At 37.8% G+C, this 24,925-nt stretch carries 23 protein-coding genes and 1 other RNA gene; 15 read left to right on the top strand and 9 right to left on the bottom strand.

Annotated elements, in window-relative coordinates:
• Positions 1 to 14 precede the first annotated feature (14 nt).
• Positions 15 to 548, top strand: coding sequence for a hypothetical protein (locus NU09_RS01840; protein WP_129749539.1), 534 nt, complete (start codon positions 15 to 17; stop codon positions 546 to 548).
• A gap of 76 nt (positions 549 to 624) precedes the next feature.
• Here NU09_RS01840 and mtaB read toward each other — a convergent pair whose 3' ends face one another.
• Positions 625 to 1,959: a tRNA (N(6)-L-threonylcarbamoyladenosine(37)-C(2))-methylthiotransferase MtaB gene (mtaB, locus tag NU09_RS01835; protein WP_129749538.1), complete on the bottom strand. Its 1,335-nt coding sequence runs from the start codon at positions 1,957 to 1,959 to the stop codon at positions 625 to 627.
• An 87-nt stretch (positions 1,960 to 2,046) separates the two neighbouring features.
• Between mtaB and NU09_RS01830 the strand changes: the two genes are divergently transcribed.
• The 4 genes from NU09_RS01830 to NU09_RS01815 all read left to right on the top strand — a co-directional run bounded on the left by NU09_RS01830 (position 2,047) and on the right by NU09_RS01815 (position 6,214).
• Entirely contained in the window at positions 2,047 to 3,657 is a 1,611-nt protein-coding gene (locus tag NU09_RS01830; protein WP_129749537.1) for an ABC transporter substrate-binding protein, read from the top strand.
• Positions 3,658 to 3,768: 111 nt separating this feature from the next.
• The gene (locus NU09_RS01825) at positions 3,769 to 4,440 is read left to right on the top strand and encodes a response regulator transcription factor (RefSeq protein ID WP_129749536.1); all 672 of its coding nucleotides are present in this window, start codon (positions 3,769 to 3,771) and stop codon (positions 4,438 to 4,440) included.
• Positions 4,441 to 5,706 carry a sensor histidine kinase gene (locus NU09_RS01820; RefSeq protein WP_129749535.1) on the top strand — a complete coding sequence of 422 codons (1,266 nt, stop codon included), beginning with the start codon at positions 4,441 to 4,443 and terminating at the stop codon, positions 5,704 to 5,706.
• 70 nt (positions 5,707 to 5,776) lie between these two features.
• On the top strand, positions 5,777 to 6,214 hold the full coding sequence (locus tag NU09_RS01815) for a PepSY-like domain-containing protein (RefSeq protein ID WP_129749534.1): 438 nt from the start codon (positions 5,777 to 5,779) through the stop codon (positions 6,212 to 6,214).
• Between the two features lie 70 nt (positions 6,215 to 6,284).
• On the opposite strand, the gene NU09_RS01810 is transcribed toward NU09_RS01815, so the two are convergent.
• The 4 genes from NU09_RS01810 to NU09_RS01795 form a co-directional block, all read right to left on the bottom strand.
• Positions 6,285 to 6,845, bottom strand: a complete 561-nt coding sequence (locus NU09_RS01810) for a thermonuclease family protein (RefSeq protein WP_165357637.1) — start codon at positions 6,843 to 6,845, stop codon at positions 6,285 to 6,287.
• Between the two features lie 10 nt (positions 6,846 to 6,855).
• The gene (locus tag NU09_RS01805; protein ID WP_129749532.1) at positions 6,856 to 8,031 is read right to left on the bottom strand and encodes a GlmU family protein; all 1,176 of its coding nucleotides are present in this window, start codon (positions 8,029 to 8,031) and stop codon (positions 6,856 to 6,858) included.
• Positions 8,032 to 8,154: 123 nt separating this feature from the next.
• Entirely contained in the window at positions 8,155 to 8,643 is a 489-nt protein-coding gene (locus tag NU09_RS01800; protein WP_129749531.1) for a hypothetical protein, read from the bottom strand.
• A 163-nt stretch (positions 8,644 to 8,806) separates the two neighbouring features.
• Positions 8,807 to 9,058, bottom strand: a complete 252-nt coding sequence (locus NU09_RS01795) for a type B 50S ribosomal protein L31 (protein WP_129749530.1) — start codon at positions 9,056 to 9,058, stop codon at positions 8,807 to 8,809.
• Positions 9,059 to 9,295: 237 nt separating this feature from the next.
• On the opposite strand from NU09_RS01795, the gene NU09_RS01790 reads away from it, so the two are divergent.
• The 6 genes from NU09_RS01790 (at position 9,296) to NU09_RS01765 (ending at position 15,892) form a co-directional block, all read left to right on the top strand.
• Positions 9,296 to 9,859: a DUF4199 domain-containing protein gene (locus NU09_RS01790; RefSeq protein WP_129749529.1), complete on the top strand. Its 564-nt coding sequence runs from the start codon at positions 9,296 to 9,298 to the stop codon at positions 9,857 to 9,859.
• A 3-nt stretch (positions 9,860 to 9,862) separates the two neighbouring features.
• Complete coding sequence (locus NU09_RS01785) at positions 9,863 to 10,813, top strand: glycosyltransferase family 2 protein (protein WP_129749528.1); 951 nt, start codon at positions 9,863 to 9,865, stop codon at positions 10,811 to 10,813.
• A 39-nt stretch (positions 10,814 to 10,852) separates the two neighbouring features.
• Positions 10,853 to 12,580, top strand: coding sequence for a phospho-sugar mutase (locus NU09_RS01780; protein ID WP_129749527.1), 1,728 nt, complete (start codon positions 10,853 to 10,855; stop codon positions 12,578 to 12,580).
• Positions 12,581 to 12,583: 3 nt separating this feature from the next.
• On the top strand, positions 12,584 to 14,410 hold the full coding sequence (locus tag NU09_RS01775; protein WP_129749526.1) for an ABC transporter ATP-binding protein: 1,827 nt from the start codon (positions 12,584 to 12,586) through the stop codon (positions 14,408 to 14,410).
• 90 nt (positions 14,411 to 14,500) lie between these two features.
• Positions 14,501 to 15,124, top strand: coding sequence for an HAD family hydrolase (locus tag NU09_RS01770; RefSeq protein WP_165357636.1), 624 nt, complete (start codon positions 14,501 to 14,503; stop codon positions 15,122 to 15,124).
• 69 nt (positions 15,125 to 15,193) lie between these two features.
• Entirely contained in the window at positions 15,194 to 15,892 is a 699-nt protein-coding gene (locus NU09_RS01765; protein ID WP_129749524.1) for a DUF2971 domain-containing protein, read from the top strand.
• On the opposite strand, the gene NU09_RS01760 is transcribed toward NU09_RS01765, so the two are convergent.
• The 3 genes from NU09_RS01760 to NU09_RS01750 form a co-directional block, all read right to left on the bottom strand.
• Entirely contained in the window at positions 15,889 to 16,614 is a 726-nt protein-coding gene (locus NU09_RS01760) for a hypothetical protein (protein WP_129749523.1), read from the bottom strand. The two genes, NU09_RS01765 and NU09_RS01760, sit on opposite strands and share 4 nt — an antisense overlap.
• A 66-nt stretch (positions 16,615 to 16,680) precedes the next feature.
• Positions 16,681 to 19,176, bottom strand: coding sequence for a TonB-dependent receptor (locus NU09_RS01755; protein WP_129749522.1), 2,496 nt, complete (start codon positions 19,174 to 19,176; stop codon positions 16,681 to 16,683).
• Entirely contained in the window at positions 19,160 to 20,878 is a 1,719-nt protein-coding gene (locus tag NU09_RS01750; protein ID WP_129749521.1) for a M23 family metallopeptidase, read from the bottom strand. Before NU09_RS01750 ends, NU09_RS01755 begins: the two co-directional genes overlap by 17 nt.
• A 178-nt stretch (positions 20,879 to 21,056) precedes the next feature.
• Between NU09_RS01750 and NU09_RS01745 the strand changes: the two genes are divergently transcribed.
• From NU09_RS01745 to rny, 4 genes are all read left to right on the top strand, one after another.
• Positions 21,057 to 21,347 carry a hypothetical protein gene (locus tag NU09_RS01745; protein ID WP_129749613.1) on the top strand — a complete coding sequence of 97 codons (291 nt, stop codon included), beginning with the start codon at positions 21,057 to 21,059 and terminating at the stop codon, positions 21,345 to 21,347.
• A 6-nt stretch (positions 21,348 to 21,353) separates the two neighbouring features.
• Positions 21,354 to 21,650 (top strand): cell division protein ZapA, encoded by a 297-nt coding sequence (locus NU09_RS01740; protein ID WP_129749520.1) that lies wholly within the window; start codon positions 21,354 to 21,356, stop codon positions 21,648 to 21,650.
• A gap of 58 nt (positions 21,651 to 21,708) precedes the next feature.
• Positions 21,709 to 21,815, top strand: a non-coding RNA gene (ssrS, locus tag NU09_RS01735) — 6S RNA.
• A 55-nt stretch (positions 21,816 to 21,870) separates the two neighbouring features.
• Positions 21,871 to 23,436, top strand: a complete 1,566-nt coding sequence (rny, locus tag NU09_RS01730) for a ribonuclease Y (protein ID WP_129749519.1) — start codon at positions 21,871 to 21,873, stop codon at positions 23,434 to 23,436.
• Between the two features lie 76 nt (positions 23,437 to 23,512).
• On the opposite strand, the gene NU09_RS01725 is transcribed toward rny, so the two are convergent.
• Positions 23,513 to 24,925 carry an efflux transporter outer membrane subunit gene (locus NU09_RS01725; protein WP_129749518.1) on the bottom strand — a complete coding sequence of 471 codons (1,413 nt, stop codon included), beginning with the start codon at positions 24,923 to 24,925 and terminating at the stop codon, positions 23,513 to 23,515.

The raw sequence follows: 24,925 nt of genomic DNA, 5'->3' as shown, positions 1-24,925 counted from the left end.
TAATTTTGATACACATGAAATTTGACAAGATAATTGTTTCTGAAAATGCTTTTAACAGCGAAGACACAAATGCTATTATCAATTCTAATATAGCAGTAATAAACCTGCTTCGTGAAGAAGGTGTAGCAGACGAAGATATACATGAAGATGCTCTTACAAGCTATTATCTGGATTATTATACCTCACAGGTAAATACCGATGGTTTTGCCAAGTTTGTATACAACTCACAATGGACCGAAAACCTTAACGAGATACTTGAAGAGGCTTTTGAAAAGGTAGGTTCTCAGGCGCACTCAGATTACTTTAGAATGCAGACAGAAAAAATCGATTCTCTTACCCGTAAAGAGTTTGATGGTTTTATGGATCAGGAATTTGGCAAGAGCCCGATAAAGGACAAAATAGATGATGACACTTATTTTGAAATTCCGGAAGCATTAGTAACTCTCAATGCACAATGGTTAAGAAACCATCCGGATTTAAAAGTGATGTCTATTGAAGATATGTATGCAGAACTGGAAAAGTTCATTGGAAGAAAAATTGACAGATAACACTCCTTAAATAAAAACCCTGCTAAAAAGCAGGGTTTTATATTATCATTGCATTTCGCTCGAAATGGAAAACTTCTTAAACAAAAACAGGTTCATTTACAAACTCCATTCTTACTATACCGTCTTCATCAATTTTGGTAAGTTTTATTTCGTGTAAGGTATTTACCAGTTCCGGATTCCACGGTGTTTTTACTTTTACATAATTTTCGGTAAATCCGTGAATATACCCTTCCTTGTTTTCACCTTCAAATAATACTGTTCTGGTTGTACCTATCTGGTTTTCATAAAACGCACGGCGTTTTTTAACCGAAAGTCCCCTAAGCATTTTGCTTCGTTTGCTTCTCACATTCATAGTTACTACGCCATCCATTTCGGCTGCGGGTGTATTATCCCTTTCAGAATAAGTAAACACATGCAGGTATGATATTTCCAGTTCGTTAAGGAAATTATACGTCTCAAGGAAATGCTCATCGGTCTCACCAGGGAAACCAACAATAACATCAACACCAATACAGGCGTGTGGCATTACCTCCCTTATCTTAGCTACGCGTTCTGTATACACATTTCGCAGGTAACGTCTCCTCATAAGTTTAAGGATATCATCACTACCCGATTGTAATGGTATATGGAAGTGCGGCACAAACGTACGGCTTTGGGAAACAAACTCTATAGTCTCATTTTTAAGCAGGTTTGGCTCGATAGACGAAATCCTTAAACGCTCAATACCTTCAACATTATCTAATGCCTGAACCAACTCATAAAAAGTATGCTCGTGCTTTTTGTTACCAAACTCACCTTTTCCGTAATCACCAATATTTACACCTGTAAGAACTATCTCCTTAATGTTCTGTTCTGATATTTCTTTGGCATTTTTAAGTACGTTCTCTAAAGTATCACTTCTTGAAATACCCCTTGCCAACGGAATGGTACAATAAGTACATTTATAATCACAACCATCCTGCACCTTTAAAAAAGCACGGGTACGGTCGCCTATAGAATAACTTCCTACATAAAAATCAGCTTCCGATATTTCGCAGGAATGTACCTCGCCCATATCATTTTTAGAAAGGTCGTTTATATAATCGGTAATCTTAAATTTTTCGGTTGCACCAAGCACAAGGTCTACCCCGTCTACAGCGGCAAGCTCCTCAGGTTTTAACTGAGCATAGCAGCCTACTGCCGCCACAAATGCCTTATCATTCTTCTTTATCGCCTTTTTAACTATCTGCTTAAACTGCTTATCGGCATTTTCTGTAACCGAGCAGGTATTGATAACATAAATATCAGCCTCATCTTCAAAATCAACACGATCAAACCCTTCGTCCTGAAAACTACGGGCAATAGTAGATGTTTCCGAAAAATTCAGTTTACATCCTAAAGTATAAAAAGCGACTTTTTTCCTGTTTTCCATTGTATAAGCTCCTTGTAAAGCAGTAACTTTAATTATATTTACCTCTACAAAAAAGAGGTTGCAAATTTACATACAAAAATCGACTTGATGAAATCAATAATAACCTATATATCAATTTGTTGCTTATTTCTCCTTTTTATATCCTGCTCCGGCGACAAAAGCCAAAACCGCGACCATCTTGTTTTCAGGTATAACGAAAATGCCGCCGTAAACTCTCTGGATCCCGCTTTTTCGCGCATAAGGCCGTCTATTTGGGTTTGTAACCAAATGTTTAGCGGACTGGTACAGCTTGACGACAGTCTGAATATAAAACCGGATATCGCTAAAAAATGGGATATATCCGAAGATGGAAAAACCTATACTTTTACTCTACGAAACGATGTATACTTTCATAAAAGCGATTTGTTTGGCAACGACAGTACCCGTACTGTAAAAGCAGCCGACTTTACTTATAGCCTTAATCGCCTGTTAGACGAACAGGTAGCCGCTCCCGGAAGATGGATACTACAAAATGTTGAGAATTTTTATGCCGTAAATGATTCGGTTTTTGAAATACAACTCAACAAAACCTTCCCTGCCTTTTTAGGGCTGCTAACGATGAAGTATGCCTCTGTGGTACCTCATGAAGCTTTTGAAAAACAGGGTTACAACTTCAGGTCAAATCCTATTGGTACCGGTCCTTTTCAGTTTAAGATATGGGAGGAAAATGTTAAGCTGGTACTGAGAAAAAATCCTTTATACTATGAAAAGGACGAGCAGGGTAACCAACTGCCTTATCTGGAAGCTGTGGCAATAACCTTTTTACCCGATAAACAAAGTGGTTTTCTTCAATTCGTTCAGGGTAAAAAGGATTTTGTTTCCGGTTTAGACCCTTCTTATAAAGATGAAATATTAACTCCAAAAGGACAACTTCAGCCAAAATACACCGAGAAAGTTTCAATGATTACAGGACCTTACCTTAATACCGAGTATATGGGCTTTAGGCTGGATGGTCCGGATGATGCCGTAAAGGACAAAAGAATACGCCAGGCGCTTAACTATGGTTTTGACCGTGCTAAAATGATTATGTACCTAAGAAACGGCATGGGTACTCCCGGCACCAACGGAATGATACCTACCGGGCTTGGTGGTTTTGGTTGCGAAGGCTATAATTACAATCCTGTTAAAGCCAGGGAACTTGTGGCTTCCTACAAAGCAGAAACAGGAGATAAGAATCCTAAGATACAAATTAGCACGAGTGCCTCTTACCTTGACATAACCGAATACCTGCAACGCGAGTGGCAAAAAATAGGATTGAATGTAGAAGTTGATGTTAACCCACCCTCTACCCTTTCGCAAGCCATTTCTACCGGAAAAGTATCTTTCTTTAAAGCCAGCTGGATAGCTGATTATCCTGATGCAGAAAATTATCTTTCATTATTTTACAGCAAGAACTTTTCTCCGGGAGGGCCTAACTATACCCACTTTAAAAATGAAGAGTTCGACAGGTTATACGAGCAAAGCTTTTTAGTAACGGACGATAAAAAACGTCAGGAGATTTATAAACAACTGGACGCTATAGTTATGGAAGAAGCTCCCGTAATTGTACTTTTCTATGATAAGGCTGCCCGTTTTACTGGTAAGGATGTAAACGGATTAGGGATTAACCCGCTAAACCTGCTTACATTAAAAACAACCAAAAAGGATAAGAAAGAATAAACAGCATCCTTTTATATACCACCTGATGCAAAATTCCCAATTCTTTCCAAATTTGAAATTACCTTGGCATTTCAAATATGTATATTTGATATACCTAAACGGAAAGTAAGAATGAAGATTCTGATAATAGAGGATGAAACCAACCTTAGGGACACTATAACCCAATCGCTTGAAAAGGAAAAATATATTGTAGAAACTGCACACGATTATATTTCGGGGATGGATAAAATAGGTGGTTATGACTACGACTGTATTCTGGTAGACATAATGCTGCCTAACGGAAGCGGCCTTAGTCTAGTAAAAGAACTTAAGGACATGAAACGCCGCGACGCGGTTATTATCATTTCTGCAAAAGATGCCGTAGACGATAAAGTTAAAGGCCTCGATTTAGGTGCCGATGATTACCTAGCCAAGCCCTTTCATCTTGCCGAACTGCACGCACGAATCAAATCGGCCGTAAGGAGAAAAAGCCATAATGGCAATAACGCTATAGAATGGAGCAATATTAAAATACTACCCGAACAACGAGAAGTATTTATTAATGAAAATTCCATTACACTGAATCGTAAAGAATATGATGTTCTTTATTATTTTATGATTAATCCCAACAGGCTAATCAATAAAACAGCCCTGGCAGAATCGGTTTGGGGTGATTATACCGATCAGGCCGATAATCTTGATTTTGTTTATTCACAAATAAAAAACCTACGCAAAAAACTAAAAGACAACGGCGCTGATGCTGATATACAATCGGTTTACGGCATCGGATATAAAATGACTTAAATGAAACTTCGCACTTATACATTACGTTACCTTATTGTGGCACTACTGGCAGTTATAGCGCTTTGGGCGAGCCTTTTCTATATGGTAATACTTGACGAAGTTTATGACAATATTGATGACGGACTTAAAAACTCCAAAATACTTATAACCCGTGAGGCGTATGCCAATGAAAGCATTTTAGAAACCAGAGAGTTTGGGATCAATCAGTTTAAGGTTGAGCCCCTCCCAAAAGGGCCGCTGTATGATTTCTCAGATAAATTCATGTCGGGCTTTGAGTATATGGAATACGACGATGACAATGAACCTTTCCGCTATCTGGAAACCGTTTTTAATGATGCTCACGGCAATCCGTACAAATTAACCATAAGAGCCTCTATTGTTGAAGAGGATGAGCTTCTGGAAGATTTAATGACAGCACTTATCGCATTATATTTTATGCTGGTGATAAGTATTGCATTGTTAAACCATATCATACTCAGAAAAGTATGGAAATCATTCTATATACTTTTATACAGGCTTAAAAACTTTAAGCTTGGTTCAGGAGTTAAGTTTAAAGCTCCTGATTCACCTGTTACAGAGTTTAAGAATTTAGGCAAAGAGCTGGAGCAGGTATTACAACGAAACGAAACCGTATTTACCAGTCAGAAACAGTTTATAGAAAATGCTTCTCATGAACTGCAAACACCTCTTGCCATAAGCCTTAACAAACTGGAACTTATTTTAGAGAACAACAACCTTAACGAAGAGCAGGCAACCGAAATTTCTAAAATAAGCGATACCCTAAACCGTCTTGTACGCTTAAACAAATCACTGTTAATGCTTTCCAGAATTGAAAACAAACAGTTTGAAGAGGAAGAGGATATTAACTATAATACTTTAGTTAGTGAAATCACGGAAGAGTTTAAGGATTTTGCCGATTATAAAGAAGTAAATCTTACCACTATTAACGCAGCACAGCTTCATTTTACTATGAATAAAGGACTGGCAACTACCCTGCTTAACAATCTCCTTAAAAATGCAATAACACACACTAAAGCCGGAGGTTCTGTTGAGATTATTATTGATAAGAACCGACTGACTTTTTTAAATAACGGAGATACCCCTCTTGACAAAGACAGGATTTTTGATCGATTTTTCCGTAGTACACTAAACGAACAGTCTACCGGATTAGGGCTTGCCATTGTACAATCTATAGCATCAGTATATAACCTTACTGCAGAATATGAATTTAACCAAAAGCATATTTTCAGGATTATTTTTCCATAATAATTCTGCTTTCCTAATTGTTTCCAGATTCAGGCTATAAACTTGTACTGTAAAATAAAAATACATAGTTATGGAGACACTTTTAAGACTTTCGACATTGTTAATCATTTTAATCTCTTGTTCTGCCTTTGGCCAGGAAAGAAAAATAACCCTTAACGACCTGCCTCCGGCAGCAAAAACCTTTATTTCTAAAAACTTCCCTAATCAGGCCCCTTCTTATGTAATAGAAGACAAGGACATTACCGAAACAGAATATGAAGTTTTAATGACAGGCGGCACGGAAATTGAATTTGACGCAAAGGGAAATTGTAAGGAAATAGACGGCAACGGCTATGCCCTTCCTGATTCTGTTTTACCAAAGGTTATAACGCAATACATACATAAAAACTATAAAGGACAGGGAGTTGAAAAAGCAGAAAAAAAACGCTGGGGATATAAAGTAGAACTTTTGAATGACCTTGAACTGGAGTTTGACAACAACGGTAAATTTTTAAGACTCGACGACTAAACCTACACCGGAGAATGAGGACTCCGGTTATTTCTTGATAACTGAAACAGGCAGCTTATAGCTGCCTGTTTTATTTCCCTGAATGTTGTTTTCTCCATTCCCATGGATTGATAGGGTCTTGTTGCACCCATAATCCTTTATGTTGTTTTTTTGCCTGACTCTCAAGTTCCTTCAAACTTTCGTTTTCAGAATATTTGTAACGCCATGCCAAACCTTCCTTAACCAGTTGGGCATTTATATTTAGTGTATCATTTACATATACATATCCTAATATCCGTCCATACTGATCACGACCACCATCTGCCTTTACAGTTACTGTTTTACCATAACATAAGCTATTAGCATATTGTTTCGCTTCCTTACCAAACGGTTGCCCCGTTTCAGGACAGTCTATATCCATCAGGCGTATCCTTTGTTTTTTCCCCTTATACAGAACCTTAAATGTATCGCCATCACTTACAGAGACTACTTTTCCTGTAAATTGGGCCAGCTCAGTATCGTTTGTGATCTCAGGTTTGCTTTCCTGTTTTGTAAAGCCGTTATTCTTTACAACAACAAAATAAAAAAAGAAAGCCAGCAATAACAGCAGGCTTCCCAGTTTCGTTTTATTCCTATTAGATTTTTTTCTCAAATCTGTATAATTATTCTTTTCTCCATTTTTTGGTTTCCTCAAACACATGCTCCAGTATGGCTGCGTCCTGTTCGGTAAACTCTACATTACGTCTTGACATTACAATACGTGCTGTTTCAAAAGCTTTTTTAGTAATGTAAGTGGTAAAGCCTGAAGCCCCTCCCCATGAATAACTAGGTACAAAATTGCGAGGGAATCCGCTACCAAAAATATTAGCACTCACCCCTACTACCGTACCCGTATTGAACATGGTATTGATACCACATTTACTATGGTCTCCCATCATAAGCCCGCAAAACTGAAGTCCGGTTTTAACAAAGCCTTCCTTTTCATAACTCCACAATTTTACTTCCTCATAATTATTCTTAAGGTTAGAATTGTTGGTATCTGCACCCAGGTTACACCATTCACCAAGCACCGAGTTCCCTAAGAAACCATCGTGCCCTTTGTTTGAGTAAGCAAATAGTACCGAGTTACTTACCTCTCCTCCTATTCTTGAATGAGGGCCAACCGTAGTAGCACCGTATACTTTTGTAGCCAGTTTTACCTGAGCTCCTTCGCAAAGCGCAAACGGCCCCCGGATTACAGAGTTCTCCATAATCTCACTATCCTTACCAATATAAATTGGCCCGGTTGAAGCATTAAGCGTTACAAATTCCAGCTTTGCACCTTCCTCTATAAATATATTTTCGGCAGCAATAACATTAACACTCGACGGTATAGGCTGTGAAACCCTGTCGGCAGTAAGAAGCTCGAAATCTTCTCTTATAGCTGCATCATTGTTTTTAAATATGTCCCACGGATTTTCAATACGTAGGCAGTCTTCAGTATATTCAATAGCTTCATAGCTGTCAAAATCCACCTCTTCCTGAGTATCTTTTGTGTAGAAAGCTATAACCTCATCACCATAAAATATAGCCTGGTTTTCCTCAAGGCTTTGTACCATCTCGGCAAGCACCTCATTAGGCAGGAAAGAAGCATTAATCATAATATTCTCTTCCATCTCTACCATTGGGTATTTATCCATAAGGTACTCTTCGGTAAGAGTGGTTGTGGTATAGCCCAGATATTTTTCCCATTTTTCACGTATGGTTAATATTCCCACGCGAATATCGGCAACAGGCCTTGTAAATGTAAAAGGCAACAGGGCGTTGCGCACCGTTCCGTCAAATAATATGTAGTTCATTACTGTGGTTTTTAGCATTAAAAAGCGACTGCCACGAATTTACATCAAATCTTTTCAATAAAAAAGTTCTTAAGATTTTGAAATCTTAAGAACTTTTAAGGTCTAAAATAAGACTATTTTTGCCTATTCTAATTCAAAATACACTATTCCATCCTGAACAGGGTATCTTTTAGCTATTATTTTAACACCATTAACTTCATTGCTTTCTTTAACCTCAATGTATGTGACATCTGCTGGATTTAGTTCTGGATCAATTATCTCTTCAATAGGTGTCCCCATAGCTTCCTTTTTCTTGTCAATCAATCCTGTCCAATAATCATAAGTACCTTTACTTACAGGTTGGCACATTGTTAATGGAGAAGTCATGAATGGTCCTCCACAACAAACATAAACACTAGCTCCTCTCTCTTGTTCAACTAAACCAAGCGTTACGTACTGAACTATTTTTAATGTTAGTTTTTCACACACAACAACAGTTTCTTGTTTTGTTTCAAAATCTGAATAATCTCGAACTTTATAGTTCTCTTCATTCATCTGAGCAGAATCATCTGAACAAGAAATAAAAGAAAATACGACAAACAAGATTAAGCTAATTTTAAATAAATTTTTCATTTGTTATAATTTTTTAATTAAGTGACAAATTTATTTATCAAACTTTTTCGAAACAATACAGGAAAATACTGAATTGCAATACGTATTTTCCGAAAAATCAACACCTATATATAAAAAAAGCCTTCCGTTTCGGGAAGGCTTTGTATGATAGATAAATTCAGAATTATTTTTTGAATTTAGCGTATTTGTTTTTGAATTTATCAATACGACCAGCTGTATCGATAAGTTTAGATTTACCAGTGTAGAAAGGGTGTGAAGTTCTTGAGATCTCCATTTTCACAACCGGATATTCAACTCCGTCAACTTCAATTGTTTCTTTTGTATCTGCTGTAGATTTAGTAATGAAAACATCCTCGTTAGACATGTCTTTAAAAGCTACTAATCTGTAATTCTCTGGGTGAATACCTTTTTTCATCTTTGTAAATTTTTATTGTTTGGCTGCAAAACCATTTCGCGGCTTCCCTTATCAGAAAGGTGTAAACGTTTTACAACTTTTTGTATTTAAACTTTTTAATTCAGAGCGCAAAAGTACAACTATTTTTTTAATATCAAATAGTATACAGTATTTTTTTAGCTGTAACGATATTATATTTTTAGCGACTCATTATACTGTAATTAGTATATTTGTAGATTAAAATCAAACCAATCAGAAATGGAACAAGAAAACAACATTTTGGAAAAAAAAATATCTCCTGCAAAATCGGCCACATCATACGGAATTGTATTTGGCTCAATAATGATTTTGGAATTCGTTTTAATGTACGTACTTAAACCAGACCCTATTAAATCAGGTTGGGTTGGAACATTTACAAATGTCCTTAATTTCTGCATTTTACCTATCATATTTATTTCTTTAGGATGCAATAACTACAAAAAGAACATTAATGGAGGATACATCTCATTTTCTCAATGCCTTAAACTAGGTGTATCAATAACAGTTTTAGCTGCATTTATCTATTCTGTATTTTATTTCATTTTTTGGCTAATTTTTCCTGAGTTCATTACTGAATTTATTGAAACAATGAAAACGGTAACTGTACATCAAAGGCCTAATATATCTTCTGAAGAACTGCAGATGTCAATGTCAATAATTGAAAAAACAATGTTACCTTATATTTCAGGGCCTTTAACAATAGTTATGCATGCTTTCCTTGGTCTTATATGGTCTCTATTAGTTGGTGCATTTGTTAAAAAAGATAATCCGGGAGCATTATAATAAATGAACTTATCCATAGTTATACCACTCCTTAATGAAGAGGAGTCCTTAAAAGAATTACACCAGTGGATTGTTAATGTAATGACCGCCAATAATTACACCTATGAGGTTATTTTTATTGACGACGGCAGTACAGATAATTCATGGGGCATTATAGAGCAGCTTGCTGCACAAAATCCATGCATAAAAGGCATACGCTTTTTACGCAATTATGGTAAATCACAGGCATTGCATGCCGGTTTTGCCAAAGCCCAGGGCGATGTTATTATCACTATGGATGCTGACCTGCAGGATAGTCCGGATGAAATACCGGAACTGTACAATATGGTTATACAACAGGGATTTGACCTTGTTTCAGGTTGGAAAAAGAAGCGTTATGACTCGGTGATATCAAAAAACTTACCATCTAAACTTTTTAACTGGGCCGCCAGAAAAACATCAGGTGTAAAGCTTAATGATTTTAACTGTGGCCTTAAAGCCTACAGAAATGTAGTGGTTAAAAACGTAGAAGTTTCGGGAGAAATGCACCGCTACATTCCGGTACTTGCAAAAAATGCAGGTTTTGGCCGTATTGGTGAAAAAGTTGTAATACATCAGGCCCGTAAATATGGAACCTCAAAATTTGGAATGAGCCGTTTTATTAACGGATTCCTTGATCTTATTACCATATGGTTCCTGTCGCGCTTTGGCAAAAGGCCCATGCACCTTTTTGGTGCTATGGGGGTACTTATGTTTATAATTGGTTTCCTGTCGGCACTATATATAGGTATTACTAAGCTTTATAAACTATACCTTAACGAACCTGCAATACTGGTTACAAACAACCCTTGGTTTTATATAGCGCTTGCCACCATGATAATTGGTACACAGTTATTCTTAGCAGGCTTTTTAGGAGAAATAATCCTAAGAACTAAAAGCAACGAAGAACGTTATAAAATAAGTGAAACTTTATAAAAGACATATTAAATATGTCTTTTTCTAAATATAAAAGATATGCATATCGACCAATCGATACTTGATAAAGTTAATGTATGGCTTTCACCCCTATTTGACAGTCAGACACAGGAAGCTGTTAAGGAAATGATGACGTCTTCACCAAAAGAACTTGAGGACAGCTTCTACAAAAATCTTGAATTCGGAACCGGCGGAATGAGAGGCATCATGGGGCCGGGCACTAACCGTATTAATAAATACACTCTTGGAAAAGCTACCCAGGGCCTTAGCAATTACCTGAAAGATGTTTTTAAAGGACAGGAAATAAAAGTTGCTATAGCTTATGACTGCCGTAACAACAGCGACACACTCGCTAAAACTGTAGCCGATGTTTTCTCTGCAAACGGCATTAAAGTATACCTGTTTAGCGACCTTAGACCAACTCCGGAACTATCTTTTGCTGTAAGACACCTAAGCTGCCATGCAGGTATAGTACTTACCGCATCACACAACCCGCCGGAATATAACGGCTATAAAGTATACTGGCAGGATGGCGGACAGCTTGTACCTCCCCAGGATGGAGAAATTATAAAGGTTATTGAAGCATTAGAATATGATCAGATCAACTTTAATGCAAACGAAAATCTTATTGAATATATTGACAGTGAAGTTGACAAAGCATTTTTAGGTGCTTCTGTAGAGGCAGCAACTTTCAATACGCCTCAGGAGGCAAAAGATGCCCTTAAGATTGTTTTCACTCCGTTACATGGTACATCGGTAACGCTTATACCCGATTTACTTGAAAATGCAGGCTACAGTAATGTACATATTGTAGCAGAACAGGCTGCACCAAACGGAAATTTCCCTACCGTAAAATCCCCGAATCCCGAAGAGCCGGAAGCATTGGCAATGGCAATTGAACTGGCTAACGAGGTAAATGCTGATATTGTTGTAGGCACTGACCCTGATAGCGACAGACTTGGTGTTGCAGTAAGAAACAGCCAGGGAGTTATGACGTTATTAAATGGTAACCAAACCATGATACTAATGACACACTTCCTTTTAGAGCAGTGGAAAAAGCAGGGCAAAATAACCGGACAGCAGTTTATAGGCTCTACCATAGTATCTACACCAATGATAATGGATTTGGCAAGTGAATATGGTGTAAACTTTAAAGTAGGACTTACCGGTTTTAAATGGATTGCCAAAATGATCGTTGACTTCCCGGAACTGCAATTTATTGGCGGCGGTGAAGAAAGTTTTGGATATATGGTTGGTGATTTCGTTAGAGATAAGGATGCCGTTACCTCTACCCTATTGTTATGTGAACTGGCTGCACAGGCAAAAGCCAACGCAAGTTCGCTTTATCAGGAACTTTTAAAACTATACGTTAAGTACGGTTTCTATAAAGAGTATCTGATATCACTAACCAAAAAAGGTATGGATGGTGCTCAGGAAATAAAACAGATGATGATTGACCTGCGCGAAAAACCGCTAAAAGAGATTGATGGCGAACGTGTTGTGATGATTGAGGATTACCAATCGTCTACCGCAAAAAATATGTTTACAGGTGAAGAAGAAGCGTTAACTTTGCCAAAATCTAACGTGCTTATCTATTATCTGGAAGACGGCACAAAAATATGCGCAAGACCAAGCGGTACAGAGCCAAAAATCAAGTTTTACTTTAGCGTAAACAGTACACTTGATAAAGTGGAGGATGCCCGTGAAGTGGAGGCAAGTCTTGATCAGAAAATCAGGAATATTGTACAAGAGATGAATTTAATATAATAAATGGATTACTTTAAAAAAATATTTCGCTTTGCGAAACCCTATAAAAGGTATGCTTACCTAAACATATTTTTTAATATTTGGTATGCGTTATTTAGTGCACTGTCTTTTGTAGCACTGATACCTATGATGACTGTTCTCTTTGAAAAGGAAGAACAGATTTTCAGCAAGCCTGTATATGAAGGTTTTAGGGATACCGGAAGATACCTAAAAGATTATATGGGATACTACATCAGTACCACCTCAGCCGAACACGGACAACAATATGTTCTTTCCATAATGATAGGACTAATCATTTCCCTGTTCCTTCTCAAAAACCTTTGCAACTATGGAGCAATGTACTTTATTACTTTCTTAAGAAACGGAGTACTTAAAGATATAAGAGACGCCATTTATAATAAAACGGTAGCATTACCTATTTCGTTCTTTTCAGAAAAGAGAAAAGGTGATATCATGTCAAGGATATCGTCTGATGTATTAGAAATACAACACTCTTTCCTTTCTATCCTGGAGCTTATAGTACGCGAACCGTTAACTATACTTTTTACAATCATTACAATGTTTGTAATAAGCGTTAAGCTAACACTATTCGTTTTTGTCTTCATCCCGTTTTCAGGATGGCTTATATCAATAGTAGGCAAGTCATTAAAAAGGCAGTCCGATAAAGCACAAAGAGAACAGGGCTATTTTCTTTCTATATTGGAAGAAACACTGGGCGGACTAAAAGTTATAAAAGGATTTAACGCTGAAAAAACTTTTGAAGGCAAATTTGGAGATTCAAACAATCGTTTCTTCCATCTTTCAAATAAAATACTAAACAGGCAAAACGTAGCCACTCCATTGAGTGAATTCTTAGGAATAGTAGTCATTGCTGCCCTTTTATGGTTTGGTGGACACATGGTGCTTGTGGAAGGCACACTGGACGCACCCGACTTCATTTCTTACATGGGGCTTGCTTACAACATCCTTACTCCCGCAAAAGCCATTTCAAGAGCTTCATACAATGTGAAGAAAGGTAATGCAGCTGCAGAACGTGTTATGGAAATACTGGATCAGGATAATCCTATAATAACCAAACAGGGAGCTATAGAAAAAGCCTCTTTTGACAATAGCATTTCCATTGAAAATATCAACTTCAGATACGAAGATGAAAACGTACTTAAAGAATTCTCGCTAACCGTACCTAAAGGGCAAACCGTTGCACTTGTAGGTCAGTCCGGTAGTGGTAAAAGTACCATTGCAAACCTGCTTACCCGCTTTTATGATGTACAGGAAGGAAGCGTAAGAATAGACGGAACAGACATAAGGGATTTAAGTTTACATTCGTTACGCGGGCTTATGGGACTTGTTACCCAAGACAGTATTCTGTTTAACGATACTATCAGAAACAATATAATGCTGGGTAAACCTGATGCTACCGAAGAAGAAGTCATGGCAGCACTTAAAATTGCCAATGCCTACGAGTTTGTAAAAGACCTTCCAAAAGGTATAGACACCAATATAGGCGATAGTGGTAATAAACTTTCCGGCGGACAAAAACAACGTTTAAGTATTGCCCGTGCCGTACTTAAAAACCCTCCTATCATGATTCTTGACGAGGCTACTTCTGCTCTTGATACAGAAAGCGAAAGACTGGTACAACAGGCACTTGAAAACATGATGCAAAACCGTACTTCTGTAGTTATTGCACACAGGCTTTCTACCATACAAAAGGCAGACAGAATTGTAGTAATGAGAAAAGGCCGTATTGTAGAGCAAGGTACTCACGACGAGCTTATGGCCACAGATGGTACTTATAAAAAACTGGTGGGCATGCAATCATTTGAATAACACTAAAACGTTGTATGATAATAATACGTTAAGAATGGCTGCAATATTGCAGCCATTCTTATTATACGATAATTTTGTAAAAAAATTACTATGCCTAAAAAAGCTATTATATACGATCTTGATAACACATTATACCCTGTACATGCAATAGGCGACAAACTTTTCGCACCCCTTTTTGACCTTATAGCCGAAACAGGACTTCACAGTGACAATCTTGAAGCTATTAAAAAGGAAACCATGAGGACGCCTTTCAGGCTTGTTGCCAAGGAATTCGGCCTTAGTGACGAACTAACACAAAAAGCTATTGACGTTCAGGAAAGTCTTGAATACAGCCAACCTATAGCTGCTTTTGAGGATTACCCTGAAATTAAAAACATACAGGCCGAACGCTTTTTAGTTACTACCGGTTTTGAAAAAATGCAGTATTCTAAAATCAAACATCTTGGGATTGAAAATGATTTTAAGGAAATTCATGTTGTAAACCCTGTACTCACCAGTAAAAAGGAAGTGTTCGACAGTATATTGAAACGCTATAACTATAAACCGGAAGAAGTTCTTGTAGTAGGTGATGATCCAAAATCGGAAATTCAGGCTGCAAAAGATTTAGGAATAGATACCGTTTTATATAACAAGTTTGGGTGGCATGATATAAAATCAGCGACTTATGCCATAGAACATTTTAAAGACCTTAAAGATATTTTCCTTAACAGTTAAAAACTAATAACACTTTTTTAACCGTAGTAATAAGGAACATTCGTAACTTTAAGTACAAATATCCCTCCCATGCATGTTTCTAATGAGCAGATAACGCGTCCGGATGCCGACACTATTGTATGGAAATACCTTGACCTGTCTAAGTTTTTGGATCTCCTGTTATGCAAACAACTCTTTATGTCGCGGTCTGATAAATTTGAAGACCAGTATGAAGGTACTTTTAGCGAACCCACTTTTGAGGAACTGAAAAAAATATCCGAAAACAATCCCAAATTTTTAGATTCCTACAAAACTCATCGTAAAAATGTGGTAATAAGCAGCTGGCACATCAATGAATATGAGTCATATGCCATGTGGCAAATATTTACCCAAAACAGCGAGGGACTTGCCATACAATCAACCGTTAAACGACTGGAAGAAGCATTACAACCTGAAACACGCTATAAACAGCATATAGGCGAGGTCAAATATATAGATTACAAAAAAGAATATATTCCCTTTGATAATGACTTTTTCCCTTTCCTCTTTAAAAGAAAAAGCTTTCAGTATGAAAGGGAGGTTCGTATAATATCTAATCTTACCAAACACAATCTTAATATTAATGAAGGTGTTAAGATAAATATCGATATCAATAAACTTATAGAAAAAGTATACATACACCCAAAATCAGAAAACTGGTACAAAAACCTGGTTTTCCAACTTATGGAGCAATTGGGATTTAATTTTAATATTGAAAAATCGGATTTGGAAAGCGATATTCTTATTTAGTATACAGGCTCATAAGCTTCCACCGTCCATTCACCGGAATTAAGCTGGCAATACTGATAATGCACTTTGTCATTCTTATCAAAAGCACCATTCTTATTGATATCCTCAATAGTACGGAAATAAAGCCTGTTTTGAGCATCTATAATATTCCAGTCTATAAGCTCCTGCATATCCTTAGAAAGCTTGGTAAAGTTCTTGCCGCTTATATCACTTATATATAAAGAGCGAATGTCATTCGAATCCACTTTACCATCCTGATTGGTATCACTATCTACAAGAGTATATACTAAAATCTGTTTTTTGATCCTTTCGGCAACAGTATTTAAATAAGTGGCTGTTTGTATCTGTACAAGCTTATCCGTTAACGGATTTAAAGCTGTAGAATCTATGTGCTGAAATTTAAGGTTCTCAAAATAACCGGTAAGTTCATAGCGGTTATAATTGGATATAGCATAGCTTACATTATTCATTCTGCTGCTTCCGTATGTTTTAGCATTATCGTCATAAATACGCATGTCCCCTACCGGATGGATAAGGTATTTTGTTCCCTCCATATGTACCGGAAGATCGGCAACCTTAATTTGCGAAGAATCCGGCTTTCTCACGGCCTTTTTAACTTCCATAGACTCTTCATATTTAACCTTAGGTTTTTCTTCTTCTTTTTTACAGCTAATGGTAAATAATGATGTAAAGGCTAATATAACAACTGCAACTTTTTTCATTGTATAGGGAATATCGGTATCCTGTATTGAATACCATATCAAAAATAAACAAAATGTTTCAAAAAATTAAATCCTGGCCGAAAGCTTAAGGCTAAATACACGGGATGTTAAATAATTAGGGATACCGTATTGATTTTTAGTATATACATCCCTCACCCATGTATTGGTAATAGCATTTTGGTTATTAAACAGGTTAAATATCTCTAAGCCCAGTGAAAGCTCCTTAAAAGTAGACAACCAATGATCTTCGTCATATTTCTTTTCAACTCCCGGTCCTGTAAACACATAAGAAAAACCTATGTCAGCACGACGATAATCATTAAGCCTTGACTGATATATATAAGGATCGGCATAAGAAGGAGAACCTCCCGGAAGCCCTGTATTATAAACCAGGTTAAGATACATTTTGATATTGGGGATGTTAGGCACATAATCCTGGAAAAGGATACCAAACTTAAGTCTTTGGTCGGTAGGGCGTGATATATACCCTCTGTCGTTAAGGTTTTCTTCTGTTTTCATATACCCAAAACTCAGCCAAGACTCTGTACCCGGCACAAACTCACCATTAAGCCTCATATCTAGTCCATAGGTATATGCTACAGCATCGTTGTTAGCGCGGTATCTTATCCTTACGTTTTCTAAAGTATAGGTATTTACATCCGTAAGGGTTTTATAATAAGCTTCTGAGACAAGCTTGAATTTCTTACCTTTTTTAGTTTTAAAACTATAGTCGTTAGACAAGACTACATGAACCGAACGCTGCGCATCTACATTGGTATTTATAGAACCATCCTGTGCTCTTAACTCACGATAAAAAGGAGGTTGGTAGTAATATCCTCCTGAAAGCCTGAAAAGCATATCCATTTCCCAAGCCGGTTTTATTGAAAATTGTGCCCTTGGGCTAACTACAATTTTATTGTCGCCATCTTCATAACCTCTTGCGGTTATTTGCCATTGTTGTGCCCTCACACCTGCATTCATCCAAACCTCACTTCTACCCCATTTTGCTCTTCTGCTCCATTGTGCATATCCCGAAAACCTGTTTACCTGAGTAAAGTTTGTTGCCCTTGCTCCGCTATAAGGTACAAGCGGACCTGTATATGGGTTATAGGGCTGATCGTTACGTGGTAAATCTACAATTGGCGGATTTATAGAAAAACCGGCAGAGTCTATAACCTGCCATTCTACCAAGCGGTCATGAATATCTTCACGGGTATATTTTATCCCCCATTCGATTTTATTCTTTTCCAGGTCATGAAAACCCTTTACCTCTGCATTTACAATTAGAGCATCAAGATCATTACGTCCGTGGTTCAATTCAGAGCCTACTGCCCTGGCAAAACGTACGTCACCAAAAGTTTCAGAACCAATATTTGTATCTACCTCACCAAGTGCATACTGCGCCAGTATATCAAAGTGTTCCTGTTCCTGTGTGTGATATATGGAACCTATTACCTTTAGGGTAAAATCTTCAGATACAATGTAAGTTGATTTTAAAGCACCAAAATAGGTTTTGTACTCATCCTTTTCCCGTCCGTCATAAAATATCTGAAGCGCAATAGGGTCGTCTATGGTACCAAAGTTGGTTTGCCTGTAAAATGGCTGGTAATGGTATTTATTTTCAGATACATTTCCTAAAAAACTTATTTCCCACTTTTCATTAGGATTAAAGTTTACCATTGTCTGTATATCTGCAAAAGTAGGTTTGTAATTTGTTTCTGTCTGCTGGCTGTTAACCAGTAAACTATTATCACGGTAACGCCCGCCTACAACGGCATTCCATTTTTTATCTTTAGAAACTCCTTCAACCGTTAGGCTACCACCCAAAAAGCTGGCTTCAAGCTGTGCCCCGAAATCTACCGGCCTCCTGTAAGTAATATCAAGAACCGACGATAATTTATCACCATATTTAGCCTGAAAGCCACCAGCAGAAAAGCTTAATTTTTTTACCATAGTAGAATTCGTAAAGCTTAAGCCTTCCTGCTGACCGGAACGAATAAGGAAAGGACGATATATTTCCACATCCTCTACATACACAAGGTTTTCATCATAATTACCGCCACGTACAGCATACTGTGTACTAAGCTCATTATTGGAATTACCTCCTATAATCTTAATAAACTCTTCAACTCCTCCAGATGCTGAAGGTATTTTTCTTATATCCTCAGGTGAAACACTTATAATGCCTTCAATTCTGTCCTTATCTACAGTTTTATCTATAACAACATTTTGCAGCTCTGTATGTCCTGTAAGCAATATAAAATTAAATTCTGCAGTATCGTTTGCCTGCATCACAACATCTAATGAAGACAGTTTAAAGCTTGTATGCTCAAACCACACCACAACTTCCCTCTCTATAGGAATTTCAATTTTATAGAAACCATTACTATTAGACACTGTTCTTACGGTGCCTTCAATATCGGCATAATAAATATTAACTCCTTCAATAGGATTCTGATTTTCATCCAGAAGTATACCGTACATAACGGGTTTTTGTTGAGCAAATACTACAGCGCTAACCAATAAAAAAGCCAGCGTAAATAACTTATTTATCTTTTTCAACAGATGTTGTTTTTTGAGTTCTGAAAAAATGTGTTTCAAAGGTAGCAGAATTTCCCACATTATCGGTAACCGTAACTTTTAAATCGTTACGCCCCTCATCTACAATACCATCACTAAAATTATGATAAATTATGCGTGTCTTGTAGTCATAATGCATCAATATCCACTTACCGTTAAGCCAGGCATCAAAGGTAGCGATACCCGAAAGGTCATCACTAATCTTAAGACTAAACGTTTTGTTTGAACTTAGCCATTTACCTTCTGCAAAGCTAGGGCTGAATATTTTAGGCGGCGTGTTATCCTGCGCCAGCTTAAATTTACCCAAGTATCTTACCTTAGCCGTTAGCTTGCCGTTTTCCATATAACTGTTGTTATATAGAATTCTGTTTCCGTCTACCCCAGCTATAAATGTTCTTTGCAGCACTTCGGGCGACAGATGGCTAACGTCAAAAGAAACGATAATATTGCCATGAACCGGAACCGAATCGTCATGAAGATATAAGATGGAATCTTTTACATCAAAGTCCATGTAAAAGTCTTCGTACAGTGTATTAGCAGGAATAAAAACCGAAACCCCATCTTTTGTATAGCTGTTATCATTAGCCATTTTAACAAAATAAGGCGTTATCTTTTTTGGCTGTGTAATGGTTGCAGGCTTGTCGCTAAACTCAACACTCCCGTTCACCACCCTCTTATTGCCGTGAAAATCAGAAACCACAATACGGTAGTTTACCGTTTCTCCTTCCTTAACTTCAATCTGTCCGTTTGTGGCGTTATCCCTAATCACGTCCAAAGGATAAGGGGTTGTTACAAAAAGCTTTTGGAAACGCTGACCGTTAGCCATATACTTTTGGTAATCTATATAATAGTTGATGTAACGCGACTCATCAAAAGCAAACTGGTCAAAAACAGCCTTAAAACCCGGTGATCCGTTTACAAAAGTCTCAACTTTAAAAACACCGTTATTACCCAGGCTTCCCGTACTCTTGTCGGTAGCATTTATAGACAGCCCAACGTTACCTCTGGCATATATCTTATCGGCCAGATAAGTCCCGTCCTTTAGTAATTTCAAGTGCAGTGTAACCGGTTTTTCCGATTCATTTACCACAGCCTTATCTCCCAAAGCATACGCCATAATGCCATACACCGTAGGCATTTGGGTATCTTTCATAATCTTATTCAAACCAAAGAATAACGGATTGATTATTTCCTCTGTTTTGGTATCACGATATTCAAAATGAAGGTGTGGCCCACCGGAACCACCAGTATTACCCGATAAAGCAACGAGTTCACCTTTACCAACAGGCAACTCCCCCGGTTTTGGGAATAACTCTATATCAAAACTTTTCTTTTCATATTGTTGCGCCCTTACATACTCCTCAATCTTTGGTGCATATTCATTTAAATGCCCATAAAGCGTAGTGTATCCGTTAGGGTGATCAATATACAAAGCCGTACCATACCCATAGCTGGAAACCCTAATGCGCGATACATAGCCTTCTGCAGCAGCACAAACAGGCAGTCCGGTTTTTTGTTCGGTTCGATAGTCGATACCGGCATGAAAGTGATTGCGCCTAAGCTCACCAAAAGTCCCTGAAGGATGTAACGGTAAATCCATTGGGGAACGGAAATAATCCTCGGGATAAGTGTTTTGGGCAAATAAAGCGGTTGAATATAACAGAAGTAAAAAGAAAATTCTCATATGGCTAAATTATAAAAAAGCACCAGAAAAAATAGTGCCAAAATCTGTTTGTTATAACTGTTTACATAACAAATTATTACGGCAAACATAAAGATATTGTAATAATTTTTATAACAAACAGTTGTATGTAATTAAAGTAATATTAACTTTGTAGAATCATGTAATGAAGTTGACTGTAATGAACGGATTATCCGAAATAGTTGATTCTCTTGAAAATAAGCTGCAAAAGCTGGTCCAGAAAACGGAAAAGCTTGAAAGGCAAAATCAGGAGCTGGCGAACGAAATTACGCGTTCGTCTTCGGTTATCAGTGGTCAGGCACAGGAAATAGCTTCTCTGCAAAAGCAGATTGAAACGCTAAAAACCGCCAATTCATTACTGGGCAGTGACGAAAATAAGAGGGATACAAAACTCAAAATAAATTCATTGATCCGCGAAATTGATTATTGCATAGCACAACTTTCTGACTAGCAGGAAATGGATGAAAAACTAAAGATAAAGATATCAATTGCCGACAGGGTGTACCCGTTAACAGTAACCCCGGCACAGGAAGAAGGCCTGAGAAGCGCTTCCAAAAAGATTGATGCCATGATCAAGCAGTTTGAAGAAAACTATGCCGTAAGAGACAAGCAGGATGTACTGGCAATGTGTGCGTTGCAGTTTGCAGCACAGGTTGAACAAAAGCAAATTGACAAGTCTACCGACTTTGAAGAAGCTTTTAACAGACTGCAGCAGATGGATGAAAAACTGGGTAAATTCCTCTCAGATAAATAAAAAAAACGTTCTTAAACATACGTCAAAAATACTGCCTACATTAGTACATATTTGATAAACTCAACACTAACAAATTAAAATGGGTGAATCATCGCTACTAAAGCAAGCTGCCTTTGAGCAGATCCTTGAACAGCGGGTTAGCCCAAAACTTGTCTTTACGAGTTTATACAATCTTCCTGATGTAGGCTTTTTTTATATATATATTTTACATAAACAAACTATGGACTCGACACTATTGATAATTATTGGCAGCATCGCGGGGATCGGATTCGGATTCGGGATTGCAAAATTCCTGGAGAAGAAAAACGTTTCCACTCTTATTAAAAACGCGAAGAAGGAGGCGGCATCAATATTAAAAGATGCCAAGACAGATGCCGAAGCCATTAAAAAGGATAAATTACTGCAGGCAAAAGAAAAATTTCTTGAGCTAAAGGCAGAACACGAACAGGTAATACTTGGCAAAGACAAAAAAATTGCCGAGGCTGAAAAAAGAACCCGTGATAAAGAATCTCAGGTTTCTAATGAGCTTGCTAAAACAAAAAAGCTTAATGACGAAGTTGAAGCTAAAATTACCGATTACAACAACCGTATAGATTTTCTTGACAAAAAACAGGCTGAGATTGACAGGTTACACAAAAGCCAGGTAGAGCAACTTGAAGTTATTTCGGGCCTATCGGCAGAAGAAGCTAAAAACCAGCTTGTAGAGAGCCTTAAAGCAGAGGCTAAAACCACTGCCATGTCTCACATACAGGATACTATTGAAGAAGCTAAGCTTACCGCACAACAGGAAGCTAAGAAAATCATCATCAATACTATTCAGCGTATTGGTACGGAAGAAGCAGTTGAAAACTGTGTATCTGTATTCAACATCGAATCGGATGATGTAAAAGGTAGAATCATTGGACGTGAAGGTAGAAACATCCGTGCCCTGGAAGCTGCTACAGGAGTTGAAATTATTGTTGATGATACTCCGGAAGCAATCATTCTTTCTTGTTTTGACCCTGTAAGAAGAGAAGTTGCACGCCTTGCACTTCATAAACTTGTTACAGACGGAAGGATTCACCCTGCACGTATTGAAGAGGTTGTTGCTAAAACAGCAAAACAGATTGAAGACGAAATTATTGAAGTTGGTAAACGTACGGTTATCGACCTTGGTATTCACGGATTACACCCTGAACTTATCAAGATTGTAGGTAGAATGAAATACCGTTCTTCTTACGGACAAAATTTACTACAACACTCTCGCGAAGTTGCTAAGCTTTGCGGACTTATGGCTGCAGAACTTGGGCTTAACGTTAAGCTTGCAAAAAGAGCAGGTTTATTACACGATATAGGTAAGGTGCCGGATACAGAAAGTGATCTTCCGCACGCATTACTTGGTATGCAGTGGGCTGAGAAATATGGTGAAAAAGAAGAAGTTTGTAACGCTATTGGTGCTCACCACGACGAGATTGAAATGAAATCACTTCTTTCTCCTATCGTTCAGGTTTGTGATGCTATTTCAGGTGCAAGACCGGGTGCAAGAAGACAGGTTCTTGACTCTTACATCCAGCGTCTAAAAGATCTTGAAGATATCGCTTACGGATTTGGCGGAGTTAAAAGTGCTTATGCAATTCAGGCAGGTAGAGAGCTTCGTGTAATTGTTGAAAGTGAAAAAGTAAGCGACGAAATGGCTGCTAACCTTTCATTTGAAATTTCACACAAAATCCAAACAGAAATGACGTATCCGGGGCAGGTAAAAATTACTGTTATCCGCGAAACCAGAGCTGTTAATATTGCTAAATAATACGGAAGCAAATCCGGTTTATTATAAAAAAGCTGCCCTTTTGGGGCAGCTTTTCCTTTTTTAACAATAAACACCATCATTTCCAGCCACCACCCAAAGCCTTATACAATTCGGCCAGGGCACTTAGCTGGTCTCTCTTTAATGCTGCCAGGTCAAGCTCACTCTGAAGCACGTTACCTTGAGCAGTAATTACTTCCAGATAGTTTGCCATCCCGCTGTTAAACAATTTGTCAGCATTTCCGGTAGCCCTTTGTAAACTTGCTACCCTTTGTTCAGCAAACTGCTGTTCTTCCTTAAGTTTTTCTATTTTTACCAAAGCATCAGAGACTTCGCTAACAGCTACCAATACTCCCTGTCTGAAAGCCAATACAGCCTTCTCTCTTTCTACTTTAGCCACTTCATATTGTGTCCTTAATCTTTTATTATTCAATAAAGGTTGGGCAATGCTTCCCGCCACCATACCAAATAAAGAAGAAGGCATATTAAACCAGTTATCCGATTTAAAAGAATTTAAACCACCAGATGCCGTAATATTTAATGCCGGATACATTTGGGCTTTTGTAACCCCTACCCTTGCATTTGCAGCTGCCAGATCGTATTCAAACATTTTAATATCCGGTCTTCTGCTCACAACTGCTGCGGGTATACCGGTACTTATATCCTCATAAACAGGTTCAAGATCTATAGAAGCTATTCTGGCAACCTCAGCAGGAAGCTCTCCGGTTAGTACACTAAGCGCATTTTCCTGTAGTACAACCTCTTTTTCAAGCATTGGCACTATTTGAGCCGCATTAAGCCTTTGCGCTTCTGCCTGCTCTACCGCTAAAGATGTAACCTGTCCCGATTCAAACTGCATTCGTATTATGCGAACAGTGTTATTACCTAAATCAAGATTTTTTCTCGCTACGCTTAGCTGTGCATCAAGCATAAGCAGGTTATAGTACCCCTGAGCAACGCCTGATACTAATTCCGTTTGTATTGCTTTTTTTGCTTCTTCAGTCTTTAGGTATTGCGCTAAAGCCTCTTTTTTCCTGCTGCTTATTTTACCCCAAATATCCGCTTCCCATGATAATGATAGTCCGGCATCATAATTCTCTACATGGCTTGTACCTAGAAAATTATTAGCGCTCAATCCGTTCAGACTGTTTTCGGAAGGAATTGTAGAGCTTGCCGTTACATAAGCATTAAGCTGCGGTACATTACCCCATTTAGACTGCTTAAGTAATAATCTGGAAGCCTCTATATTTTTAAGAGCCTGTTGCAGGTCGTAATTCCCCGAAAGAGCTTTATCTATCAGTTGCTGTAAAGTAGCATCCGGAAAAAATGTACGCCATTCAATATCGGCAATTGTCGAAGTATCTGCCGTAGTAATTGCATTTCTGTATGCTACAGGGAGGTCAGGCTGTGGAGTTTCCACATCCTTAGAGACCTTACACCCTGTTAGCATGAGAAAAAGAACAGATAAAAGATATATATATAAATTTTTCAT

The organism is Flavobacterium beibuense, from assembly GCF_004151245.1.
GTDB lineage: Bacteria > Bacteroidota > Bacteroidia > Flavobacteriales > Flavobacteriaceae > Flavobacterium > Flavobacterium beibuense_A.
Note: the sequence above shows the minus strand (reverse complement) of the source record. Positions and strands in the feature narration are given on the sequence as shown.

Excerpts from the sequence above, each read along its gene's own strand:
- NU09_RS01785 (WP_129749528.1), top strand. The coding sequence starts at position 9,863 with ATGAACTTATCCATAGTTATACCACTCCTTAATGAAGAGGAGTCCTTA.
- NU09_RS01770 (WP_165357636.1), top strand. The coding sequence starts at position 14,501 with ATGCCTAAAAAAGCTATTATATACGATCTTGATAACACATTATACCCT.
- NU09_RS01745 (WP_129749613.1), top strand. The coding sequence starts at position 21,057 with ATGAACGGATTATCCGAAATAGTTGATTCTCTTGAAAATAAGCTGCAA.
- NU09_RS01830 (WP_129749537.1), top strand. The coding sequence starts at position 2,047 with ATGAAATCAATAATAACCTATATATCAATTTGTTGCTTATTTCTCCTT.
- NU09_RS01760 (WP_129749523.1), bottom strand. The coding sequence starts at position 16,614 with ATGAAAAAAGTTGCAGTTGTTATATTAGCCTTTACATCATTATTTACC.
- rny (WP_129749519.1), top strand. The coding sequence starts at position 21,871 with ATGGACTCGACACTATTGATAATTATTGGCAGCATCGCGGGGATCGGA.
- NU09_RS01765 (WP_129749524.1), top strand. The coding sequence starts at position 15,194 with ATGCATGTTTCTAATGAGCAGATAACGCGTCCGGATGCCGACACTATT.
- NU09_RS01795 (WP_129749530.1), bottom strand. The coding sequence starts at position 9,058 with ATGAAAAAAGGTATTCACCCAGAGAATTACAGATTAGTAGCTTTTAAA.
- NU09_RS01825 (WP_129749536.1), top strand. The coding sequence starts at position 3,769 with ATGAAGATTCTGATAATAGAGGATGAAACCAACCTTAGGGACACTATA.
- NU09_RS01780 (WP_129749527.1), top strand. The coding sequence starts at position 10,853 with ATGCATATCGACCAATCGATACTTGATAAAGTTAATGTATGGCTTTCA.
- NU09_RS01740 (WP_129749520.1), top strand. The coding sequence starts at position 21,354 with ATGGATGAAAAACTAAAGATAAAGATATCAATTGCCGACAGGGTGTAC.
- NU09_RS01750 (WP_129749521.1), bottom strand. The coding sequence starts at position 20,878 with ATGAGAATTTTCTTTTTACTTCTGTTATATTCAACCGCTTTATTTGCC.
- NU09_RS01790 (WP_129749529.1), top strand. The coding sequence starts at position 9,296 with ATGGAACAAGAAAACAACATTTTGGAAAAAAAAATATCTCCTGCAAAA.
- NU09_RS01840 (WP_129749539.1), top strand. The coding sequence starts at position 15 with ATGAAATTTGACAAGATAATTGTTTCTGAAAATGCTTTTAACAGCGAA.
- NU09_RS01775 (WP_129749526.1), top strand. The coding sequence starts at position 12,584 with ATGGATTACTTTAAAAAAATATTTCGCTTTGCGAAACCCTATAAAAGG.
- NU09_RS01805 (WP_129749532.1), bottom strand. The coding sequence starts at position 8,031 with ATGAACTACATATTATTTGACGGAACGGTGCGCAACGCCCTGTTGCCT.
- NU09_RS01815 (WP_129749534.1), top strand. The coding sequence starts at position 5,777 with ATGGAGACACTTTTAAGACTTTCGACATTGTTAATCATTTTAATCTCT.
- NU09_RS01800 (WP_129749531.1), bottom strand. The coding sequence starts at position 8,643 with ATGAAAAATTTATTTAAAATTAGCTTAATCTTGTTTGTCGTATTTTCT.
- mtaB (WP_129749538.1), bottom strand. The coding sequence starts at position 1,959 with ATGGAAAACAGGAAAAAAGTCGCTTTTTATACTTTAGGATGTAAACTG.
- NU09_RS01820 (WP_129749535.1), top strand. The coding sequence starts at position 4,441 with ATGAAACTTCGCACTTATACATTACGTTACCTTATTGTGGCACTACTG.
- NU09_RS01725 (WP_129749518.1), bottom strand. The coding sequence starts at position 24,925 with ATGAAAAATTTATATATATATCTTTTATCTGTTCTTTTTCTCATGCTA.